This is a genomic window from Streptomyces hebeiensis (assembly GCF_052983195.1).
In genome coordinates this window covers 6291953-6308801 of sequence record NZ_CM129812.1, presented here as the reverse complement: position 1 = coordinate 6308801, position 16849 = coordinate 6291953, and the positions used below count along the sequence as shown (strand labels likewise).

At 71.6% G+C, this 16849-nt stretch carries 18 protein-coding genes; 12 read left to right on the top strand and 6 right to left on the bottom strand.

Going from position 1 to position 16849, the window contains the following annotated elements; translation table 11 throughout:
* Positions 1-133: 133 nt before the first annotated feature.
* Positions 134-895: a DeoR/GlpR family DNA-binding transcription regulator gene (locus ACU6P3_RS27045; protein ID WP_447194495.1), complete on the bottom strand. Its 762-nt coding sequence runs from the start codon at positions 893-895 to the stop codon at positions 134-136.
* A 78-nt stretch (positions 896-973) separates the two neighbouring features.
* Between ACU6P3_RS27045 and ACU6P3_RS27040 the strand changes: the two genes are divergently transcribed.
* From ACU6P3_RS27040 to ACU6P3_RS27020, 5 genes are all read left to right on the top strand, one after another.
* Complete coding sequence (locus ACU6P3_RS27040) at positions 974-2206, top strand: MFS transporter (RefSeq protein WP_447198083.1); 1233 nt, start codon at positions 974-976, stop codon at positions 2204-2206.
* Between the two features lie 104 nt (positions 2207-2310).
* Positions 2311-3312: an LLM class flavin-dependent oxidoreductase gene (locus ACU6P3_RS27035; protein WP_447194494.1), complete on the top strand. Its 1002-nt coding sequence runs from the start codon at positions 2311-2313 to the stop codon at positions 3310-3312.
* Positions 3313-3468: 156 nt separating this feature from the next.
* Complete coding sequence (locus ACU6P3_RS27030) at positions 3469-3642, top strand: hypothetical protein (RefSeq protein WP_447194493.1); 174 nt, start codon at positions 3469-3471, stop codon at positions 3640-3642.
* Between the two features lie 21 nt (positions 3643-3663).
* Positions 3664-3813: a hypothetical protein gene (locus tag ACU6P3_RS27025; protein ID WP_447194492.1), complete on the top strand. Its 150-nt coding sequence runs from the start codon at positions 3664-3666 to the stop codon at positions 3811-3813.
* The gene (locus ACU6P3_RS27020; RefSeq protein WP_447194491.1) at positions 3810-4154 is read left to right on the top strand and encodes a hypothetical protein; all 345 of its coding nucleotides are present in this window, start codon (positions 3810-3812) and stop codon (positions 4152-4154) included. Before ACU6P3_RS27025 ends, ACU6P3_RS27020 begins: the two co-directional genes overlap by 4 nt.
* Positions 4155-4345: 191 nt before the next feature.
* On the opposite strand, the gene ACU6P3_RS27015 is transcribed toward ACU6P3_RS27020, so the two are convergent.
* A complete protein-coding gene (locus ACU6P3_RS27015; RefSeq protein ID WP_447194490.1) occupies positions 4346-5269 on the bottom strand; it encodes a MerR family transcriptional regulator in 924 nt (307 codons plus the stop codon).
* A 1151-nt stretch (positions 5270-6420) separates the two neighbouring features.
* Between ACU6P3_RS27015 and ACU6P3_RS27010 the strand changes: the two genes are divergently transcribed.
* From ACU6P3_RS27010 to ACU6P3_RS26985, 6 genes are all read left to right on the top strand, one after another.
* Positions 6421-7290: a hypothetical protein gene (locus ACU6P3_RS27010; protein WP_447194489.1), complete on the top strand. Its 870-nt coding sequence runs from the start codon at positions 6421-6423 to the stop codon at positions 7288-7290.
* Positions 7291-7402: 112 nt separating this feature from the next.
* Entirely contained in the window at positions 7403-7744 is a 342-nt protein-coding gene (locus ACU6P3_RS27005) for a hypothetical protein (RefSeq protein ID WP_447194488.1), read from the top strand.
* Positions 7745-8880: 1136 nt separating this feature from the next.
* Positions 8881-9687 carry an ABC transporter ATP-binding protein gene (locus tag ACU6P3_RS27000; protein ID WP_447198082.1) on the top strand — a complete coding sequence of 269 codons (807 nt, stop codon included), beginning with the start codon at positions 8881-8883 and terminating at the stop codon, positions 9685-9687.
* Positions 9681-11078: a hypothetical protein gene (locus ACU6P3_RS26995; RefSeq protein ID WP_447198081.1), complete on the top strand. Its 1398-nt coding sequence runs from the start codon at positions 9681-9683 to the stop codon at positions 11076-11078. The genes ACU6P3_RS27000 and ACU6P3_RS26995 overlap by 7 nt, the downstream gene beginning before the upstream one ends.
* Positions 11075-11650, top strand: coding sequence for a hypothetical protein (locus ACU6P3_RS26990; RefSeq protein WP_447194487.1), 576 nt, complete (start codon positions 11075-11077; stop codon positions 11648-11650). The genes ACU6P3_RS26995 and ACU6P3_RS26990 overlap by 4 nt, the downstream gene beginning before the upstream one ends.
* Before the next feature lie 438 nt (positions 11651-12088).
* The gene (locus ACU6P3_RS26985) at positions 12089-13315 is read left to right on the top strand and encodes a hypothetical protein (RefSeq protein ID WP_447194486.1); all 1227 of its coding nucleotides are present in this window, start codon (positions 12089-12091) and stop codon (positions 13313-13315) included.
* Between the two features lie 97 nt (positions 13316-13412).
* Here the strand turns inward: ACU6P3_RS26985 and ACU6P3_RS26980 are convergent, their stop codons facing one another.
* Both ACU6P3_RS26980 and ACU6P3_RS26975 read right to left on the bottom strand, forming a co-directional pair.
* Positions 13413-14075, bottom strand: coding sequence for a permease prefix domain 1-containing protein (locus tag ACU6P3_RS26980; protein ID WP_447194485.1), 663 nt, complete (start codon positions 14073-14075; stop codon positions 13413-13415).
* Positions 14072-14413: a PadR family transcriptional regulator gene (locus ACU6P3_RS26975; RefSeq protein ID WP_447194484.1), complete on the bottom strand. Its 342-nt coding sequence runs from the start codon at positions 14411-14413 to the stop codon at positions 14072-14074. Before ACU6P3_RS26975 ends, ACU6P3_RS26980 begins: the two co-directional genes overlap by 4 nt.
* A gap of 75 nt (positions 14414-14488) precedes the next feature.
* Between ACU6P3_RS26975 and ACU6P3_RS26970 the strand changes: the two genes are divergently transcribed.
* Complete coding sequence (locus ACU6P3_RS26970) at positions 14489-15067, top strand: hypothetical protein (RefSeq protein ID WP_447194483.1); 579 nt, start codon at positions 14489-14491, stop codon at positions 15065-15067.
* Positions 15068-15133: 66 nt separating this feature from the next.
* Here ACU6P3_RS26970 and ACU6P3_RS26965 read toward each other — a convergent pair whose 3' ends face one another.
* Together ACU6P3_RS26965 and ACU6P3_RS26960 are read right to left on the bottom strand one after the other, a co-directional pair.
* Complete coding sequence (locus ACU6P3_RS26965) at positions 15134-16138, bottom strand: MerR family transcriptional regulator (RefSeq protein WP_447194482.1); 1005 nt, start codon at positions 16136-16138, stop codon at positions 15134-15136.
* Between the two features lie 3 nt (positions 16139-16141).
* Positions 16142-16813 carry a HEAT repeat domain-containing protein gene (locus ACU6P3_RS26960; protein WP_447198080.1) on the bottom strand — a complete coding sequence of 224 codons (672 nt, stop codon included), beginning with the start codon at positions 16811-16813 and terminating at the stop codon, positions 16142-16144.
* Between the last annotated feature and the right edge of the window lie 36 nt (positions 16814-16849).

Here is a 16849-nt window from a genome sequence, read left to right as displayed (position 1 = left end):
CGGGCCGGGCGTACTCGCGTGCCGTGCGACCGTCCAGGCCGAGTTCCCGGGCCACAGAGCTGTGGCTCCGGCCGGTGCGGGTTGCTGGTGGTTCCCGCTGTCGGAACCTGCGGAATGCCACCGTGTTCCCTGGTCAGATGATCTTGACGATGGTGCCGGCGCTTTCGAGTGCGGTGACTTCGTCGGCGGGTGCGGTGGTGTCGGTGACGAGGGTGTGCAGGAGTGCGGCCGGGCCGACGTAGGCGTAGGCGGTGTGGCCCAGTTTGCTGCCGTCGGAGGCGACGATGGTGCGGCGGGCGGAGGCGATGCTCGCTTTCTTCACCGTGGCGTCGTCGAGGTCGTAGGCGGTCAGGCCGTCGGCCGCGCTCAGTCCGCAGCAGCCGATGACGGCGGTGTCGAAGCGCAGGGCTGCCAGGGAGGCGAGGGTGAGGGGGCCGGTGAGGGCGCCCTCGGCGGCGCGGGGCTGTCCGCCGGGCACGACCAGTGTGGCCGGTCCGGGTGTCTCGCCGAACAGGTGGATGGCCTGGAGGGACAGGGGCATTACGGTGACGGGCCGCTCGCGCAGGAGTCGGGCGATCTCCAGGCAGGTGGTGCCGCTGTCCAGCAGGATGCTCTCGCCGTCGGCGATGAGTGCGGAGGTCTCGGCGGCGATCCGGCGTTTGGCGTCGACCGCCTCGTGGGCGCGCAGCGCGAAGGGCGGTTCCTCGCCTCGGAGCAGCAGGGTGCGCGCCCCGCCGCGGACGCGTTCGAGGACGCCCTGAGCGGCCAGGGTGTCGAGGTCGCGCCGGATGGTCATCTCCGAGGCGCCGGTCAGCTCGGCGAGTTCCTGGACCGTGGCGCCGCCGGAGTCCCTGACGGCCTTCGCAATCAGTCCGTGCCGGTCTGCGTTGCTCATACCGCGATTGAACACCACTCGAAATCAAACAGGCAATGTGTTCACAATCCGGCCTTTCGAACATGAGACATGTTCGTTATGGTGAGCGGCGTGGAACGTTCGCTTCGAGCCGCCCGTGTGGCGACCTATGTCTACTTCGTCCTCTGCGGCACCCTGATGTGCACCTGGGTGGTGCACATCCCCGCGATCGAGGAACGCGTGGGCATCAGCCACGCCACGCTCGGCGGCCTGCTGGTGCTGCTCGGGCTCGGGGCCTTCATCGGGATGCAGGTGGCCGGTGGTCTGACCGACCGCCTCGGCTCCCGCATCGTGGCCCCCGCCGGCGGCCTACTCTGCGGCGCGACCCTGATCCTGCCCGGTCTCGCCCGGGATCCGTGGACGCCGGCCGGCGCGCTGCTGGTCTTCGGGTTCTGCAACGGCTGCCTGGACGTGAGCATGAACGCCCACGCCGTGCACGTGGAGAAGGCGTACGGCCGGCCCGTCATGTCGGGCTTCCACGCCACGTTCTCCGTCGGCGGTGTCCTGGCCGCGCTCGCCGGAGCGGGCACTGCGAGCGCCGGCCTGAACCCGGCCGCGGGCATGGCCGCCATGGGAACCGCGGGCATCGTGATCACCCTGGCCTCGGCGCGTGCCCTGCTGCCCGGCGCTCTCACCGCCGACAGCACCGGCGCCGATTCCGGTTCCTCGACGGAGACCGGGACGGCACCGGCCGGCAAGCAGCGCAGCACCACGGGACGTGTCTGGCCGCTGGCCGTCCTGGCGCTGATGGTCATGCTGTGCGAGGGCGCCGCCAACGACTGGAGCGCCCTGCACCTGAAGGACGTCCTCGGGGCCCCGGCCGGCACAGCCGCCTTCGCGTACGGCACCTTCGCGGCGGCCATGACCGTCGGCCGGCTGCTCGCGGACCGCTTCGTCGCCCGGTTCGGTTCCATGGCGATCCTGCGCTACGGCGTGGCCACGGCCGCCGTCGGCATCACACTCGTGGCCCTCGGCCCGTGGATGTGGGCCGCGTTCACCGGCTGGGCACTGTTCGGCCTGGGCCTGTCCGGCTGCGTCCCCCAGCTGTTCAGCGCGGCCGGGCACACCGACCCCTCCGCCGCCGGCGCCAACGTCTCCCGCGTCGCCGGACTCGGCTACGTCGGCATGCTCGCCGGCCCCGCCGTCATCGGCTGGCTGACCCACCTCGTCGCCCTCAACCACGCCTTCGCCCTGCTGACCCTGCTGTGTGTGACCACCGCTGTGGGCGCCCGGGTCCTGCGCACCGGATCCGGCCACGCCCGCGAGAGCGAGATGGCACCCAGCGGCCACTGACCGCTGGTACGGCACGGACCTGACCCCGTGCCGTACCAGCCCTCCACCTCCCGGGCCGCCAAGGTCCGGGAGGCGAACCCCCGCCGCCCCCGAAGGAGCCCTTGATGCCCGAGCCCCACGCCCAGCACGCCCAGCCCAGCCGCGGCCGTACCGGAATCATGCTGCCCCGCGATCTTCCCGCCCGTGATGTGCTGCCGTACGCGCGGCGTGCCGAGGAGCTGGGGTTCGAGCAAGTCTGGGTGGTGGAGGACCTCGGCTGGCGCGGCGGCATCGCCCAGGCGGCCACCGTCCTGGCCGCCACCACGAACCTCACCGTCGGCGTCGGCATTCTGCCCGCCGGTGCCCGCAACGTGTGCTTCGCCGCGATGGAGCTGGCCACCCTCGCCCAGTTCCACCCCGGCCGCCTCATCATCGGCATCGGTCACGGCATGCCCGACTGGATGCGCCAGGCCGGCTCCTGGCCCGCCAGCCCCCTGACGCTGATCAAGGAGTACACAAGCGCGCTGCGCCGGCTCCTCGCCGGTGAGCCCGGCCCCGCCAACGGCCGCTACGTGCGCTGTGAAGGCGTCGTCCTCACCGAGACGCCCGACAACGTCCCGCCGGTCGTCCTGGGCGTCCGCGGCCCCCGGTCACAGGAAGCCGCGGGCGAGGTCGCCGACGGACTCCTCCTGGCCGAACCCGCCGCCCCTGCCTACGTCACCGCCTCCCTGCGCCACCTCGGCGCCACCGCCACCACGAAGCAACCGGAGATCGTCACCTACGACGCCGCGGCCGTCGACGACGACGAGGAAGCCGCCCTCGCCCGCGTCCGCGCCGGGCTGGAGGCGATCGGCGAGCCGGACTGGGCCGCACACCTCGACCCCCTGCCCTTCGCCGCCGAGCTGCGCGCATACCGTGCCGCCTGCTCCGACGGCCGGGAGTTCGCCCGGACCATGCCCGCCGCCTGGGTCCGTGAACTGAGCATCGCCGGCACACCCGACCAGGCCCGCGCGGCGATCACCGCCCGCCACGCCGCCGGCGCGACCAGCGTCGTCCTCGCCCCCGCCGGCCCCGACGCCCTGGCATCCCTCAACTCCCTCGCCCGCGCCCTGCCCCACCGTCCCTGACGCCCACCAACGGACCTGGAGGAACCCTCGCCGTGTCCCCCGCCGACCCATCGTGCTGTTCGACCTCTTCGGCGTCATCGCGTGAAGAGTTCTGGCCGAGGTCCGGAGACCCCTGCCTCGGCCGCGACTGCCGGCATCGTGGTCTCCGCTCCGGGCGTGGAACAACTGGTCCGCGGCCTCGCCCTCGTGATCAGCGCCGAGTCGCTGTTCGCGCTGATCGACCTCTGCGGCCTGACCCCCGACGACGCGATCGCCAGCCTCGCGACCACCGCACGGCAGATGACCGCGGCGGCAGTCGCGGCCACCCCCACGAGACCTGCCACCGGCTGAACCGCCGAACGCCGACTGGTCATGCTCAACACCTTCACTCCGGACCTGTACGTGCGGTACTTCCGCGACCTCAAGGCGATGGTCGAGTCCGGGCAGCCGTTGTCGCACGACGCCGTCGCTGAGGTCTGGACGAAGTACGGCACCGAACCGTCGACCGAGTACGCCTCGTGAGTCTTCTCCTGGGTGCCAACACTGTCGCCGCGGTCGCCAGTATCGGTTTCGCGCTGGTGGGAGGTGTACGCCCGGCGGCGCTCAGTGAGAGCGGTACGCCGACCGCCGGGGAACGCTTCTACGGCTGGATGTACGCGACCCGGGGAGTGCCACTGGGGGTGGCGGCCCTCGTGGCACCGCTCGCGTGGCCAGGTCCCGCCGGCTCGCTCATCCTGTGCGCGGCCGCCGCGGCCCAGGTGGGCGACGCCGTCATCGGGGTCGTCACCCGGAAATGGACGATGATCGCGGGCGCCGCGCTCCTGACCGCCGTACACGCCGCGACGGCTGTCGCCACCATGTGAGCGCGGCTCACTCGCGACAGGAGGCCGGAGAGGCTCCGCAACCGGCACCGTTGATCGTGGTGCCGGGGCCCAGCCCAGTCCCATGTCCCGGGCCCGGAGGAACACGGGTTCACGATGATCCTGCGGGGACTCCTGCTGCCGGCCCTCCCCCTGGACGCCTCTGCCGGCAGGGCTGAGGAAGCCCCTGCTGGTCAGGGCGTGTTCCAGGTAGCGGGTGAGTCTTGGGCGGACAGTTCTTCGGCCAGTTCCATGCAGCGCAGGCGGGCCGGGGAGAAGTCGTAGGGCATCTTGCCGGTGGCTTCGAACGCGCTCATGGAGTCGGCCTGCCGCCTGCCGGAGCTGAGGTCGGCCTCGTCCTCGCCGTCATCGGCGGCAGCGGGGTGCAAAGCGTCCCAGGCGTCGAAGAGGGCATCGTCGTCCTTGTCCAGGCCGGACTCCTCGATGACGGCGTGCAGGGCGCTTTCGAAGGCGTGCCGCTCGGCGGCCACTTGAGCAACCCGTGGATCGTCGACGGCGACGCTGTCATCGAGTGCCGCCTCGGCGTCGTCGATGCGGTCGGAGTCCTCCCGCAGAGTGGGATGCGTGGCCAGGACGATAAAGCGGGTGGCCTGGACGGCCGCGCCGAGCGGGCCGAAGATCCGCTCGGTGACCAGCAGACTGTCCAGGTCCGCCTGACGCAGGGAGCCCTCGGGCAGGCTCTTGAGGCGTTCGGTGACGAAGTCGGAGAGCAGGCCCATCCGGCTGCCTTCCGTACGCATCCGCTGCACGGCGGTCCGTTGCCGCCGCAGTTCCGCCTCCTGCTCGGCGAGGGTTTCCTCCAGCCGCTCCAGGGTGCCCGCGATACCGTCTCCGCTGTCCGCACCGGCGGAGGCCATGCCGGTGGTGAAGGCGTCACGGATGTCGCCCAGGGCGATCCCGGCGTCGGCCATCTTGCGAATCCACAGCAGGCGGATCATGTCCTCGTACCCGTAGCGGCGGCGGCCATCGCCGCCCCGCTCGGGCTCGGGGAGCAGGCCGATCTCGTGGTAATGGCGAATCGCCCGTGGCGTACTGCCGGCGAAGGCCGCCGCGTCACCGATCTTGACCCGGCGGGGTGGCATGAAAGACGAATGCATGAGCAGGGACCTTTCCTCAAGGGATCGGGACGTAAGTCCACCGGACCACATGCCGCTACGGAAGGTGCAACCCCGTACTCACCGCATACACATCGCCCCGCGCCGATGCCAGGAAATGCGGCCTTCCTCCGTAATGACCGCAGGGCCGCCCTTTCCTGCTGGGGCATCCGCACGACGGCAGGCTGAGGTTCACAGTCACCGACACGGGGACGGCGGCCTCCCGGTGGCGGATGTCGAGATTGGCCGATCCGCCACGTAAGTGGCGCGATCCACCCCTCAGGCCCCGAATATCGGGGAACGAGCCGTACGTCGGCCCGAGTTGCGAGCGTGAGGCGATCCACGACGACAACACACGGACCGGACACGGAAACGGCGTTCCGACACGCCGGGCGCGAACCGCGTCGGCCGGATCCGGTCTTTCGCCTGCGGGCGCCGGACATGTTCACTGGGGCCGTGTCGGCGACGGTCGGAGCAAGGGCGATGCCGGCGCCGCGCGAGTGTGGGCCGTTCGGATCCGGGCGCGTGGTCGGTCGCCTTGCCCCTACCCGCTCCGCCCTGGTGGGGTCGGGTCCCCCGCGGACGGCTCGCGCGGGTGCGCCGAACATCGCGAGCGGGGCGCCGACGCAGCCCTGCCAAACGTGGGAGGCCAGGTTGAGTTCGGGCGAGCAGCCGCTCCAAACCGGAACGGACGTGCGGCAGGTGGCCGGCTCACCGCCCCAGCCGGTGAACAGCGCCCCGGCCTCCGGCTCGGTCGGCGGGATCCACAACTGGGCGTCTTCGGCGCCGCGCGGACGGTTCATCTCGCCGATCGGGATGCCCGAGCCCGACAAGGTCCGCTGTCCCGGGGAGGAGACCGGCCGCGCTGCGCCGCTGCCGGGCTGTGGTGGGCAAGCCGCCCGGCGATGGTGTCCGACCCGACGAGGGTGCGGCCGTGGTCGATTCTCTCCGCGCGCCCCAACTCTATGAGAACGGCCGGGACCTGCTGGCAATTCAGGAAGTTCATACCCCTCGCCCTTCCAACGCCGCCGCATTCCCCGCGCAGGATTATTGGACAAGGGAAACCGCTCATGAAAGAGATGTGGACACCGCCTTCTCCGAAGTGGCCACCACCTTCACCTCCGGTGATCGATTCCCCGCGAGAGAATTCGACGGTGACCGATCCGCGGCAGCCGATCACCGGCACGGCCGATTCCTCGACGGAGGGAGTCACCGTCATGGACGGGGACAGCCTACTGGGCGACTATTCGGTCTCCGGCGGCACCTGGACGTGCGTTCCGACGAAGGACTGGACGGGAGGCTCCCACACCGTCTCCGCCACCGCTTGGTACAAGGCCCCTTTCGACGAGGGCTACGGCCACGTCGATTCGGAACCACGTTACGTGGCCTTCGACGTGGCCCTACCACCGCCGGCCGCTCCGGTGATCTCTTCTCCGCTGGAGGGTGCGACGGTGACCGAGCTGCGGCAGCAGGTCACCGGCACAGCCGATCCCGGGGTGGAGAAAGTCACCCTCACCGACGAGGGGAATCCCCCACTGCCGGGCGAGGCACACGTGACCGGTACTACCTGGACCTACACCCCCACCACCGACTGGACCACGGGCCCGCACACCGTCACCGCCACCGCCCACAGAAGTGGTCTGGACTCACCACCCTCCGCTCCCCGCGACTTCTCCGTGCGGACGTCTTCTTCAACGGTGTCGGTGGAGCTGATGGACCCGCTTGCCGACAATCAGGCAGTGCCGGTCGACTACGCGTTCACGCACAGGCTCGACGTACACATCACCGAGAACAACGACGATGTGCCCATGCTGTCCATCACCTTCACCATCAATGGATCCACCGGCTCCGAGTTCGGCACCGGCGCGACCACGTACCCGTCCCGAACCGATGGCAACGGTGTGGCGGCTGCAACGACGCTGTATGCCGGGGACAATCAGGGAAGTTTCACCGTCACGGTTACCTCACCCGAACGTGCTGACGTGCACAAAGACATCCATCTCACCGTGCAGCCCCGTTCGTGAAACCAAGGAGGAGCACATGGCCACGGACACGCAAAAAGGAATCACCGATCTTTGGATCTCCGAATCCCCCCATGTCCCTCCGGGCTACACTCTCGTTCAAAGCGGCCTGAACATGAACGAGAAGGGCGCGCCCAGGTATCTCGCCTACATGCGGGAAGAGGGGGCCGCGCTGACAAATCTGGTCCTCCACGTGGCCTGGGCGGAACCATCACGCGTCTACCAGTCCGAGCAATTGAATCTCAACGAGGGCGCCCCGGGACTGGGCGGTGGCCACGCCGTTCCCTTCTACCTCGCGTACGCCAAGGCGGCCGAAGAGGGAGACAGCGAGATCATCGACATCAACGTCATCAAGGCCGCCGACTCGCTTGAGCACGGCTGGGAGAGGATCCCGTTCGACCTCAACTCCTCCGTCGCCGGCGCCCCATCACTCAATCTCGCCTTCCTGCGCTCGTGAGCCACTCAGTCATGTGGGAACCGGAGGCCCGACCGTAGCCGCCGAGAGGGCCGGCGCGGCGCCGGCCGCCCCGATCAGGAACCCGGGTGACTGGTCGTACTCGGTGTCCGGTCCCACGAAACGGTCCGCAGGCGAGTGGAAACCGAGGGGGCGGTCCGGATCGACCATCGGGGGGGACCGCGGGCGCCCGGCCACGTCCTCGACGACGTGGGCGGCGTTCTCGACGAGTCCGGATGGGATGCTCGGGAGAACCTCCGTCCGAGCAGACGACTGGCGTGCATGCGCAGGACGCTTCCGAGGGCGCGGTCAGGGGTGCCACCGTCGCGGAGCGTCGCGGCGAAGCGGCAGGCGGCCGCTGTACGCCGCTCCCGGAGCGGTGCGAGGCGTTCGGCCGCCGGTCCGCCGAGGCGGCCGAGGTCCGTCGAGGCGGTCGCCGGCCAGATCGGCTTCCGGAACGCGAACACCCTGCGCACGTTGATCAAGCGCAGTCGCTCGATGACCATCAGAGAGATCAGGAGGAACCGGGCGAACGCCTGAACCCTCCCGGGTCCGGTGGAGGTCTCAGGCCGAACCGGGGTGGTGACGCTCGACCGGACCTCCGCGCGGGCTTGGTGTGGCGGGGGTCACGTCGGGGGGAGAACCCGCGGCCCGGCTCGGGCGTCTGGCGGGTGTGAGATCAGTCAGCGCAGTGACGCACGGGCCGGCCGAGGAGGGCCTCGTCCGGTCGGCGGTCAGCGGCGGCCTCGCGGCGCGAGGAAGTTGTGCCGGCGTACGTCGCAGTGGACGGCGGTGCGGAGGGGCGGGGCGTCGCCGAGGGTGTGCCGGGCGACTTGTCCGGCGGTGTGGCGGGCACGTTCGCCGGGGCCGCGGGCGGCGGGGGGACGGCCGTCTGCCGGCTGTGAACGATCGCGGCGCGCCGCGGCGGTCCGCGCCGGAGCTCGGACACGTACCGCGGCCATGGCGCCCCACGGTCTGTTCGTCCGGGAGAACGCCGTCCAAAACGCTGTCCCGTAGGCGGTCGGTCCGCCCGTGCGGGGCTGATCCTCACGCCCGGCACCGGTGTCGTGATCGCCCGCAGGGGCGCGTACGCCGTGCCGGGAACCCATCGTCGCCCCATCGGAAAGGACCACCACATGATGCCCGCGGTGAGCGCGGCCGACATCGCACCGACGCCCTACGCCTGGGAGATCCGGGCCACTGGGCTGAAGGTCAGGGTCGGCAGGAACAAGATGGCCGTCGACGGGCTCGACCTGTCGCTGGGCACCGGCGTACACGGTCTGCTCGGGCCCAACGGGGCGGGCAAGACCACCCTCATCCGGGCGCTGGCCACCGTGCTGCGCCCGGCCGCGGGCACCCTGGAGCTGCTCGGCGAGTCCGTGGGCGGCATGGGCGAGCACCGTGCGCTGCGCCGCCGGACCGGCTATCTGCCGCAGGAGTTCGGTTACTACAAGCGTTTCACGGTGCGCGAGTTCGTCGAGTACATGGCGTGGCTGAAAGAGGTGCCCAAGGCGGACATCCCCGCCGCGGTGCAGCGCGCCGTGGAGCGGGTCGGCCTGGCCGACCGTGCCGACAAGCGGATGAAGACCCTGTCCGGTGGCATGGTGCGGCGGGTCGGTATCGCCCAGGCCATCGTCAACGACCCGTCGGTCCTGCTGCTGGACGAGCCCACGGTCGGCCTGGACCCGGCGCAGCGGCTGCGCTTCCGCGAGCTGCTGCAGGAACTGGGCAAGGACACCTGCGTCGTCGTCTCGACCCACCTCGTGGAGGACGTGGCGGCCGCCTGCACCGATGTGGTGCTCTTCGCCGAGGGAAGACTGGTCTTCCAGGGCACTCCGGACGAATTGGCGGCGGCCGGCGGCCCCGAGCACGTGGGCGACAGCCCGCTGGAGCGCGGCTACTCGGCACTGCTGCAGGGCCCTGGCCAGGGAAAGGGCGCCTGGTGAACCGCGTGCTGCGCACCGAGCTGAAGCGCTCCGTCGCCCCGTGGGCCGGTGCCGTGGTCCTGGCGACGGCGCTGGCGTTCCTGTACCTGGTGGACGCCGCGTGGGGGGAGGGCACCACGGCGTGGACGGCCCAGTGGACGTCCATGGCCCTGTGGATCCGCGGCCTGCTGTTCTACCTGTGGCCGCTCGCCGTGGGCCTGGGGGCGTTGCAGGGCCTGCGCGACCACCGTTCGAAGATGTCCGAGCTGCTGTCGAGCACACCGCGGCCGGTCCGGCACCGGGCGGCCGTGCCGGCGGGCGCGACAGCGATCACGCTGGCCTCGGCCTTCGCGCTCCTCGTCCTCCTGGGCGCGGTCCAGGTGTTCGTCAACACCGAGTACACGCACCTCGGATGGCTGCCGATCTCGCTGGTGGGGGCGCTCTCGCTGGTCGCGGGGGCCGTGCTCGGCATGGGGACCGCACGAGCCCTGCCATTTGTGCTCACCCCGCCCGCGCTGGCCATGGGCGCCTTCGTCTTCACGGCCCTCATGCAGACCACGCTGGGACGGACGGAGAAGGAGACGGGGGCGGGGTTCCCCACCACGGAGCCGAACCGGCTCTCGCTGCTGTCACCGGCGGTGCAGGAGGTGCGCGACGCGCTCGTCACACTCTCCGCCTCCGTGCACGTCGGGCAGACGATCTGGCTGCTCGGCATGGCCGCGACCGGCTTCGCGCTGCTGGTCGCCGCCACCCCGCGCACCCGGCTCGTCGCCCTGGCGCCCGTCCTGGCGGGCGCGGCGATCGCCCTGCTCGTCCTCCCCTCCGACCCACGCCGGATGTACGTCCTCGACAAGGCCGCCGCGGAGTTGGTGTGCGACGGCCCGGTGTGCGTGACCACAACACAGCGGGCACACCTCACCGACCTCGCGGGCCCCGGCAGGCAGGCGCTGCGCCTGCTGCACGGCGCGCTGGGCGACCAGGCGCCGGTCTCGGTCCGGGAGAACGCCACCGTACCGCCGGAGGGTTCCACACCCCGGTGGTCCCGCGAGACCGTGCTCTTCGACTTCGACGACGACGTCGTCGTCGCCGCGCGGGGTGAGGAGCTGACCTTGGCCCTGATCGCCAAGGGCATGGTGCCGGGGTGCTCCCCCGTCGGCTGGAGCGGCACGGGGGGAGAGGACATCGCGCGGACCGTGGCGGTGGGCTGGGTCCTCGGGGACCTCAGGTCGCTGCCCGGCACGGGCTTGGCGGACTTGCGCCGCCAGCTCGGCATCGACGCCCGCGAGGTGTGGAAGGACCTCGAGGCGCTGCCGCGGGCCGAGCAGCGCTCGCGGATCGACGCGATGCGCGCCGCCGCGTTCTCCTGCGAGGGAGACGCGCTCGACGCGCTGTCCGGCGGTGCCTCCCGGTGAGGTGGCTGAGGCTGTACGCGCGCTCGCGACGGATACCCACGTCGATCGCGGCGGTGGTGATCGGCGCGGTGGCGGTGTGGGCACTCGGCCGGGACGGGGCCGAGGGGCCCGGTGATCCGCGGCTGCCCGTGCTCGTCCTCGCCACGGGCGCGATGGCGGCCTCGATCGGGCTCAGCGGGCAGGACCTCGCGCTGGACCGGACGGCCGCGATCCGCTGGGTGCCCCGCAGAGCGGCGCACGTGCTGCTCGCCGGAGCGGTCGTCGCCGCGGTCCCGCTGGCCGTGCGGGCAGTGGGCGGGGACATGGCCACCACCGCGTTCGTCGTCCGGGACACCGCGGGGCTGATGGGACTGGCCGCCCTGGGCGCGGCGCTCTCGGGCGGCCAGTACGCGTGGACGCTGCCGTTCGCCTGGCTCTCGTTCGCGTTGTTCGCCCCGCCTCCGACGAGCACGCCGATGCGGGTGGCGACCTGGATGCTGCTGCCGCCCGGCGCGGCGGCGGGCACCTGGACGGCCCTGGTGCTGGTGGTCGTCGGCACCGTGGCCTACGCCGTCGGGGGACCGAGGCGATAGCCGCGCCGGGCCACCGGCTCGGGACACGGCCGGGATCGTGCGCGGCACCGCCCTCGTGAGCGCCGCGGCCCCGCCGCGGCGCTCAGTGGTGACGTCGGCTGCCCACTCAGGGGCCGGCGCGCCGTCCGTCACGGCCTCTCGCACCGCCTCTTGACGCTCTTCCGCCCCGTTGCCAGACTGACGGCCGCGCCGTAGAAAACGCTTGCTGCACCAGTGCTCGATCAGCGCTCGCCGCGCCGAACGCCTGGCCGCCCCAGGTCGAGTCGCTCACGACGGCCATCTGCTCCCGTGACCACACCGACGCGTACGGAACGGGCGTCGGCGAGCGGTGGGAACGGGACGGGAGAACCGCGCGGAGGACGACGACCACGGACGCGAGCACAGCACGCTTGCCCCTCTGGCCCCACAAGCGCCCCTCCCCCCGCAGGAGAAGACGACATGGAAAAGCGCGGAGCCACGGCCCGCCGTGCCGGCACGACGGCAACCGGACGCGGGAGACGGGGCGTTGTCCTGTCCTCCTTGGCCGCTGTCCTGTTCACCGGCGCCGCCGCGCTGACGGGTCCCCCGAGCGCCGCGGCGGATCCACCCGCCGCCCCGGCTCCCCGGCGAGCGGCGGCGTGCGGCGACGGCTCCTACCAGGCGGAGGCCGTGCTCAGCGGCAGCACCTGGACCGCCCGGCGCGGCAGCGGTGTGGTGTACACCGGAACGGACATGCGCGCCGCGGTTCAGGCGGCGGTCAACAGCCTCACGGCGGGCCGGACTTCGAAGGAACGCGTCGTGGTGCGGGGCTCGGGCTCCATCGGCGCGGGTTCCAGGATCTCCCTGCCGAGTTACACCGCGCTCGACGTCTGCGGCACGATCAACGTCACCGGGTCCGGTTCCGGTGACCAGGCGCCCGTCTACGCACGCGGCGCCCGCGACATCGAGGTCCAGAACCTCAGTGTGACGGGCACCCCGCTGTACGGCATCTTCATGCGCAACGTCCAGAACGTCGTGCTCGGCCGGATCGACATGCGCCTCGCGGCCGGTCTGGGCGTACGCATCGACAACCGGGGCGACACCAGCCAGTGGACACGGAACGTCCGGATCGACAACGTCTACGTGTCCGGCGCGAGCAGCCACGCCGTGGAGACGTACGGGGTCGACGGCCTGACCATCGGCACGGTCACCGCCCGCGACGTGGGCGAGTCCGGCCTGCTGCTGAACCAGACCGTCAACGCCACCGTCACCAAGGTGGACGCGGACGGCGCCGGTGCGGGCACCGGCTACGCGGCGTTCCGTATGGCCAACCGCAACGGGCGGGTCGGCAGCGGCTATCCCACCAACATCCGCGTGGGCGAGGTCGTCGCCCGCGGTGGCGGACGCGGGGTCTTCTGCGTGTCCGAGAGCGGTGGCGCGGTCATCGACCGCGTCGATCTCTCCGGAACCGGCAACAACGCCATCCTGATCGAGAACTGCCACAACGTGAACCTCGCCGCGCAGAGCGGCAGTGTCACCGGTGGCGGGGAGATCCGGCTCGCGGCCCGCTCGGAGTTCGCCAACAACTCCGACATCACCGTGCAGAACCTGACGGTGACCGACTCTCAGATAACCGAGAACCCCTGCGGGATCAATACCACCTTCCGCAACATCAGGCTGGTCAACAGCCGGCAGAACATCTGCTAGCCGGGCCGCTGTTGGGCGATGTCCCGCGCATCCGGCGTCGTCCGCCCCTGTGTCTGCCCAGGCGTCGCCGGGCACACGATGCCTTCTCGGACACGGCCTACGCGCGGGCGCACACGCGGCACATCCGTGCCGAGGCCGCCACCATGCCGTGCGCGACGGCCGTGAGCCCACAGGCGAACGTGATGAGCGGCCAGTTCGCGGCGGACGGGGAGGCGATGGCGAGGGTGAGCGTGGCGAGAACCATGGCCACGCCGGCTGTCGTCCCCGTCCACGCGACCGCCAGGGGCAGCCCCCGCGGCACCGGCAGCCGACGGGCGAGCGGGCCGGTCGCGGCCAGCGTCACCACGGCGAGCAGGGCGGCGGCGGCCGCGACACCGGCCAGCTGAACGGCCAGCAGCCGGGCCGGGCCCGGCAGCTCCCGGCCCGGGCCGTCGCCGGCGGCCAGGAGCAGGTACCAGCACACGATCAGAAGAGGGGCGCTGAGGACGACGGTCCGGGCAGTGTGCCGGGTCTGCGCGACGGTCAGTTCCCGCTGGCAGCTCGGCGCGACCTCGTCGACCGTCCCGAACTCCCGCACCGCGAGGTCGACGGCCCGACGGCGGGGTGTCCCCTGCCGCGTGTGCGCCTCCGCCGCGTCCGCGAGGCCGTCGCGCATCTCCTCGACCATCCGGGCCTTCGCCCGGGCCGGCCCGCGCAGGGCCGCCGCCAGGGCCGCGGCGTACTCCTCAACAGGGTCGGCCCGTCGGCCGGTGCCGCTCATACGGCGTGCCCGGGACGGGCGACGGGGTCCAGGACGGACCCGATCGCCGCCGTGAACTCGCGCCAGGCCGTCCGCTCCTCGGCGAGGCCGGCCCGTCCCGCGTCGGTGAGTTCGTAGCAACGCCGTCTCCGCTCCCCGACCGACTGCCAGCTGCTGCTCAGCAGTCCGATCCGCTCCAGCCGGTTCAGCGCCGGGTAGATCGTGCCCGTGCGCAGTTCGAGCGCGCCTCCACTGCGCCGCTGCACCGCTGTGATGATCGCGTAACCGTGCAACGGGCCCGGCTCCAGCACGGCCAGCAGCAGCCCGTCCAAGTGTCCCCGCACCGCATCCGACTTCATGAGTAGACAGGCTACCTATCAAAGCCATAGGCGTGCTATCTATTGGCAGCCAATATATGCATCCGGAGGGGTTCGATGACCAAGCTGCTGCTGTCCGTGCACGTTCTCGCGGCGATCCTGGCGATCGGTCCGATCGCCGTGGCCGCTTCCCTCTTCCCCCGCTACGCGCGGCAGTCGGCACCCGGCGGCGAGAACCGCGGGAACGCCGAGATCCACGGGAACGGCGGGAGCGACGGGAACGGCGGGAGCGACGGGAACACGGACGGACGTGACGCCGGCGCGGACGGACGGGCCGCCGGGATCGCCGCGTTCCTGCACCGGGTCTGCCGGGGTTACGCGGTGGTGGGGGTCGTCGTCCCGGTCTTCGGCATCGCCACCGCCGTACAACTGGACGTGCTCACCGACGCCTGGCTGATCGTGTCGCTCGTGTTGACCGCGATCGCGGCGGGGATCCTGGCGCTGGCGATACTGCCCCAGCAGGAACGCCTGTTGGAGCTGCCCGCGGACACCGCCGACGAGGGGTCCGGGTCCACCTCGGTGGAGGCCGGCCCCGCGGCGGCCCGGCTCTCCGCGCTCACGGGCGTCTTCAACCTTCTCTGGGCGATCGTGGTCGTCCTCATGATCGTCCGCCCCGGCTCGACCACTGGAGCGTGACACCGCGTGGGCCTGTCGGCGGTGACCACCGGCGACCGGGCCCACGCGCGCGGTCCCGGGAGAGAGTCACTGCCGTGCGTCGCGCAGCGTGAGAACGTACATCGCGGTGAGCGCCACGGCACGGTCTTCGTCATGCGACAGATCGGCCAGGGCACGTGACGTCATGACTCCCGGGATGCCCGCGAGTGCCTGTGTCAGCCGTCGGCGTGCGGACGATCCGACGGTGCCGTGGGCCAGGTCGACGAGGACCGCAGCGATCCGGTCCGCCAACGCGGGGTCACTCGCCAGCGCGCTCAGCGTGTCGGCCGCGTCGGCGTCGTTCCTCCCGTCGACGATCATGTCGATGAGCGTCGGTACCGCGTCGGCCACGCCACGTGGCCCGAGTTCCAGAGCCGCGTACCCGCGGACCACGACGTCCGGATGCGTGAGGGCGTCCCGCAGCAGTGCGGTCGCCTGATCGTCCGGAATCTCGGCGATGGACCGGACAGCGCGTTTCCGCACCTCGGCCGAGGGTGAACCGAGGCCCTCCGCCAGCAGTGCCAGGGCGTCCCCGCCCGATCGCGCCAGAGCCCAACGAAGGGCTCCGGCGACGTTCGGGTCCGACTCGCTCAACACGGCCTCGACCAGTGCTTCCACCGGCGCGGGGACTGCCTCGACCGCGGACAGGGCCGCTCGCTGCCGCGCCCCCGCGCTCTTCGACCCCAACGCCTGGAGGAGCTCGACGGCCTGGAGGACGTCCTCCCAGCCGGCGGGCTCCGCGGCACCGATCCGACGGAGACGCGTGAGCAGCTCCGTCTCCACCGCGATACGGTCCCGCGTCCGGCGGACGAGGTCGTCGACGAGCTCCGCGGGCGCGAAGCCCGGATCGTCCAGCGCACGCCCGACGTCGCGCAGCGACAGTCCCAATGACCGCAAGCTCTCGATGTGGAAGATGCGCCGGATGTCCTCACCGGAGTACTCGCGGTAGCCGGCGTGGGTACGGCCCGTCGGCCGCACGAGGCCGAGCGATTCGTAATGCCTGAGCATGCGGGCGCTGACCCCGGACCGCCGCGCGACATCACCGATCAACACCGCCTACCGCCCCTGCCGGCCGGCCTCGCCGAGGGCCATGGCGCGCTTCGCCTCCTCGGTCGCGAACTCGAACCCGGCGTCCGGGTCGCGCCACAGCCGTTCCGTGGCGATCGCGTGCGCGCGCACGCGGGGATCGGGATCCGTCGTCGCCGCGCCCAACGTCGGCAGCATCACCTCCCCGAGCGAGATCAGCGCCCGGCTGAGGCTCAGCCGCGTCGCGCGTTCGCCGCGCCCGAGCTGTGCCGCCAGCACTACGGCCAGCTCGTGCTCCTCGCCTTCGGGCACGAGCACGACCGCAGCCCGCCAGGCGCTCCGGGCCACCTCGTCGTCGGCGTCGGACAGCAGCGCCGGTGTGATCGCGGGCCACGCCTGCCGATCCCCGATCTTGGACAGCGTGTGCAATGCCTGGCTCCGCGCCTGCGCACGGTCCGAGCGGACTTCGTCGAGAAGCACCGGGACAGTCAGCGATGCCGCGTGGCGGGTGAGTGCCCACGTCAGCATGTCGCGGACGTAGAACTCGGGTTCGACCGCGCATCGCTCGACGAGCTTGCCGATGAACCCCGGGTCGGGGGTCGTGCCGACCGCGAGCGCCGCCCGCAGCCGGGCGGATGGGCTGTCGTCCTCCAGCCCCTGCAGAGCCCGCATCATGTTCGTGCGCTCTTCCGGCATGGCCATCAGGACCACCTCCTTGACCACAGTGAAGACCTTGTC

Coding starts and splice junctions, on each gene's coding strand:
- ACU6P3_RS26985 (WP_447194486.1), top strand. CDS start 12,089: ATGGAAAAGCGCGGAGCCACGGCCCGCCGTGCCGGCACGACGGCAACC.
- ACU6P3_RS26970 (WP_447194483.1), top strand. CDS start 14,489: ATGACCAAGCTGCTGCTGTCCGTGCACGTTCTCGCGGCGATCCTGGCG.
- ACU6P3_RS26980 (WP_447194485.1), bottom strand. CDS start 14,075: ATGAGCGGCACCGGCCGACGGGCCGACCCTGTTGAGGAGTACGCCGCG.
- ACU6P3_RS27005 (WP_447194488.1), top strand. CDS start 7,403: ATGAACGAGAAGGGCGCGCCCAGGTATCTCGCCTACATGCGGGAAGAG.
- ACU6P3_RS26960 (WP_447198080.1), bottom strand. CDS start 16,813: ATGGCCATGCCGGAAGAGCGCACGAACATGATGCGGGCTCTGCAGGGG.
- ACU6P3_RS27035 (WP_447194494.1), top strand. CDS start 2,311: ATGCCCGAGCCCCACGCCCAGCACGCCCAGCCCAGCCGCGGCCGTACC.
- ACU6P3_RS27045 (WP_447194495.1), bottom strand. CDS start 895: ATGAGCAACGCAGACCGGCACGGACTGATTGCGAAGGCCGTCAGGGAC.
- ACU6P3_RS27000 (WP_447198082.1), top strand. CDS start 8,881: ATGCCCGCGGTGAGCGCGGCCGACATCGCACCGACGCCCTACGCCTGG.
- ACU6P3_RS27040 (WP_447198083.1), top strand. CDS start 974: ATGGTGAGCGGCGTGGAACGTTCGCTTCGAGCCGCCCGTGTGGCGACC.
- ACU6P3_RS27025 (WP_447194492.1), top strand. CDS start 3,664: ATGCTCAACACCTTCACTCCGGACCTGTACGTGCGGTACTTCCGCGAC.
- ACU6P3_RS27015 (WP_447194490.1), bottom strand. CDS start 5,269: ATGCATTCGTCTTTCATGCCACCCCGCCGGGTCAAGATCGGTGACGCG.
- ACU6P3_RS26975 (WP_447194484.1), bottom strand. CDS start 14,413: ATGAAGTCGGATGCGGTGCGGGGACACTTGGACGGGCTGCTGCTGGCC.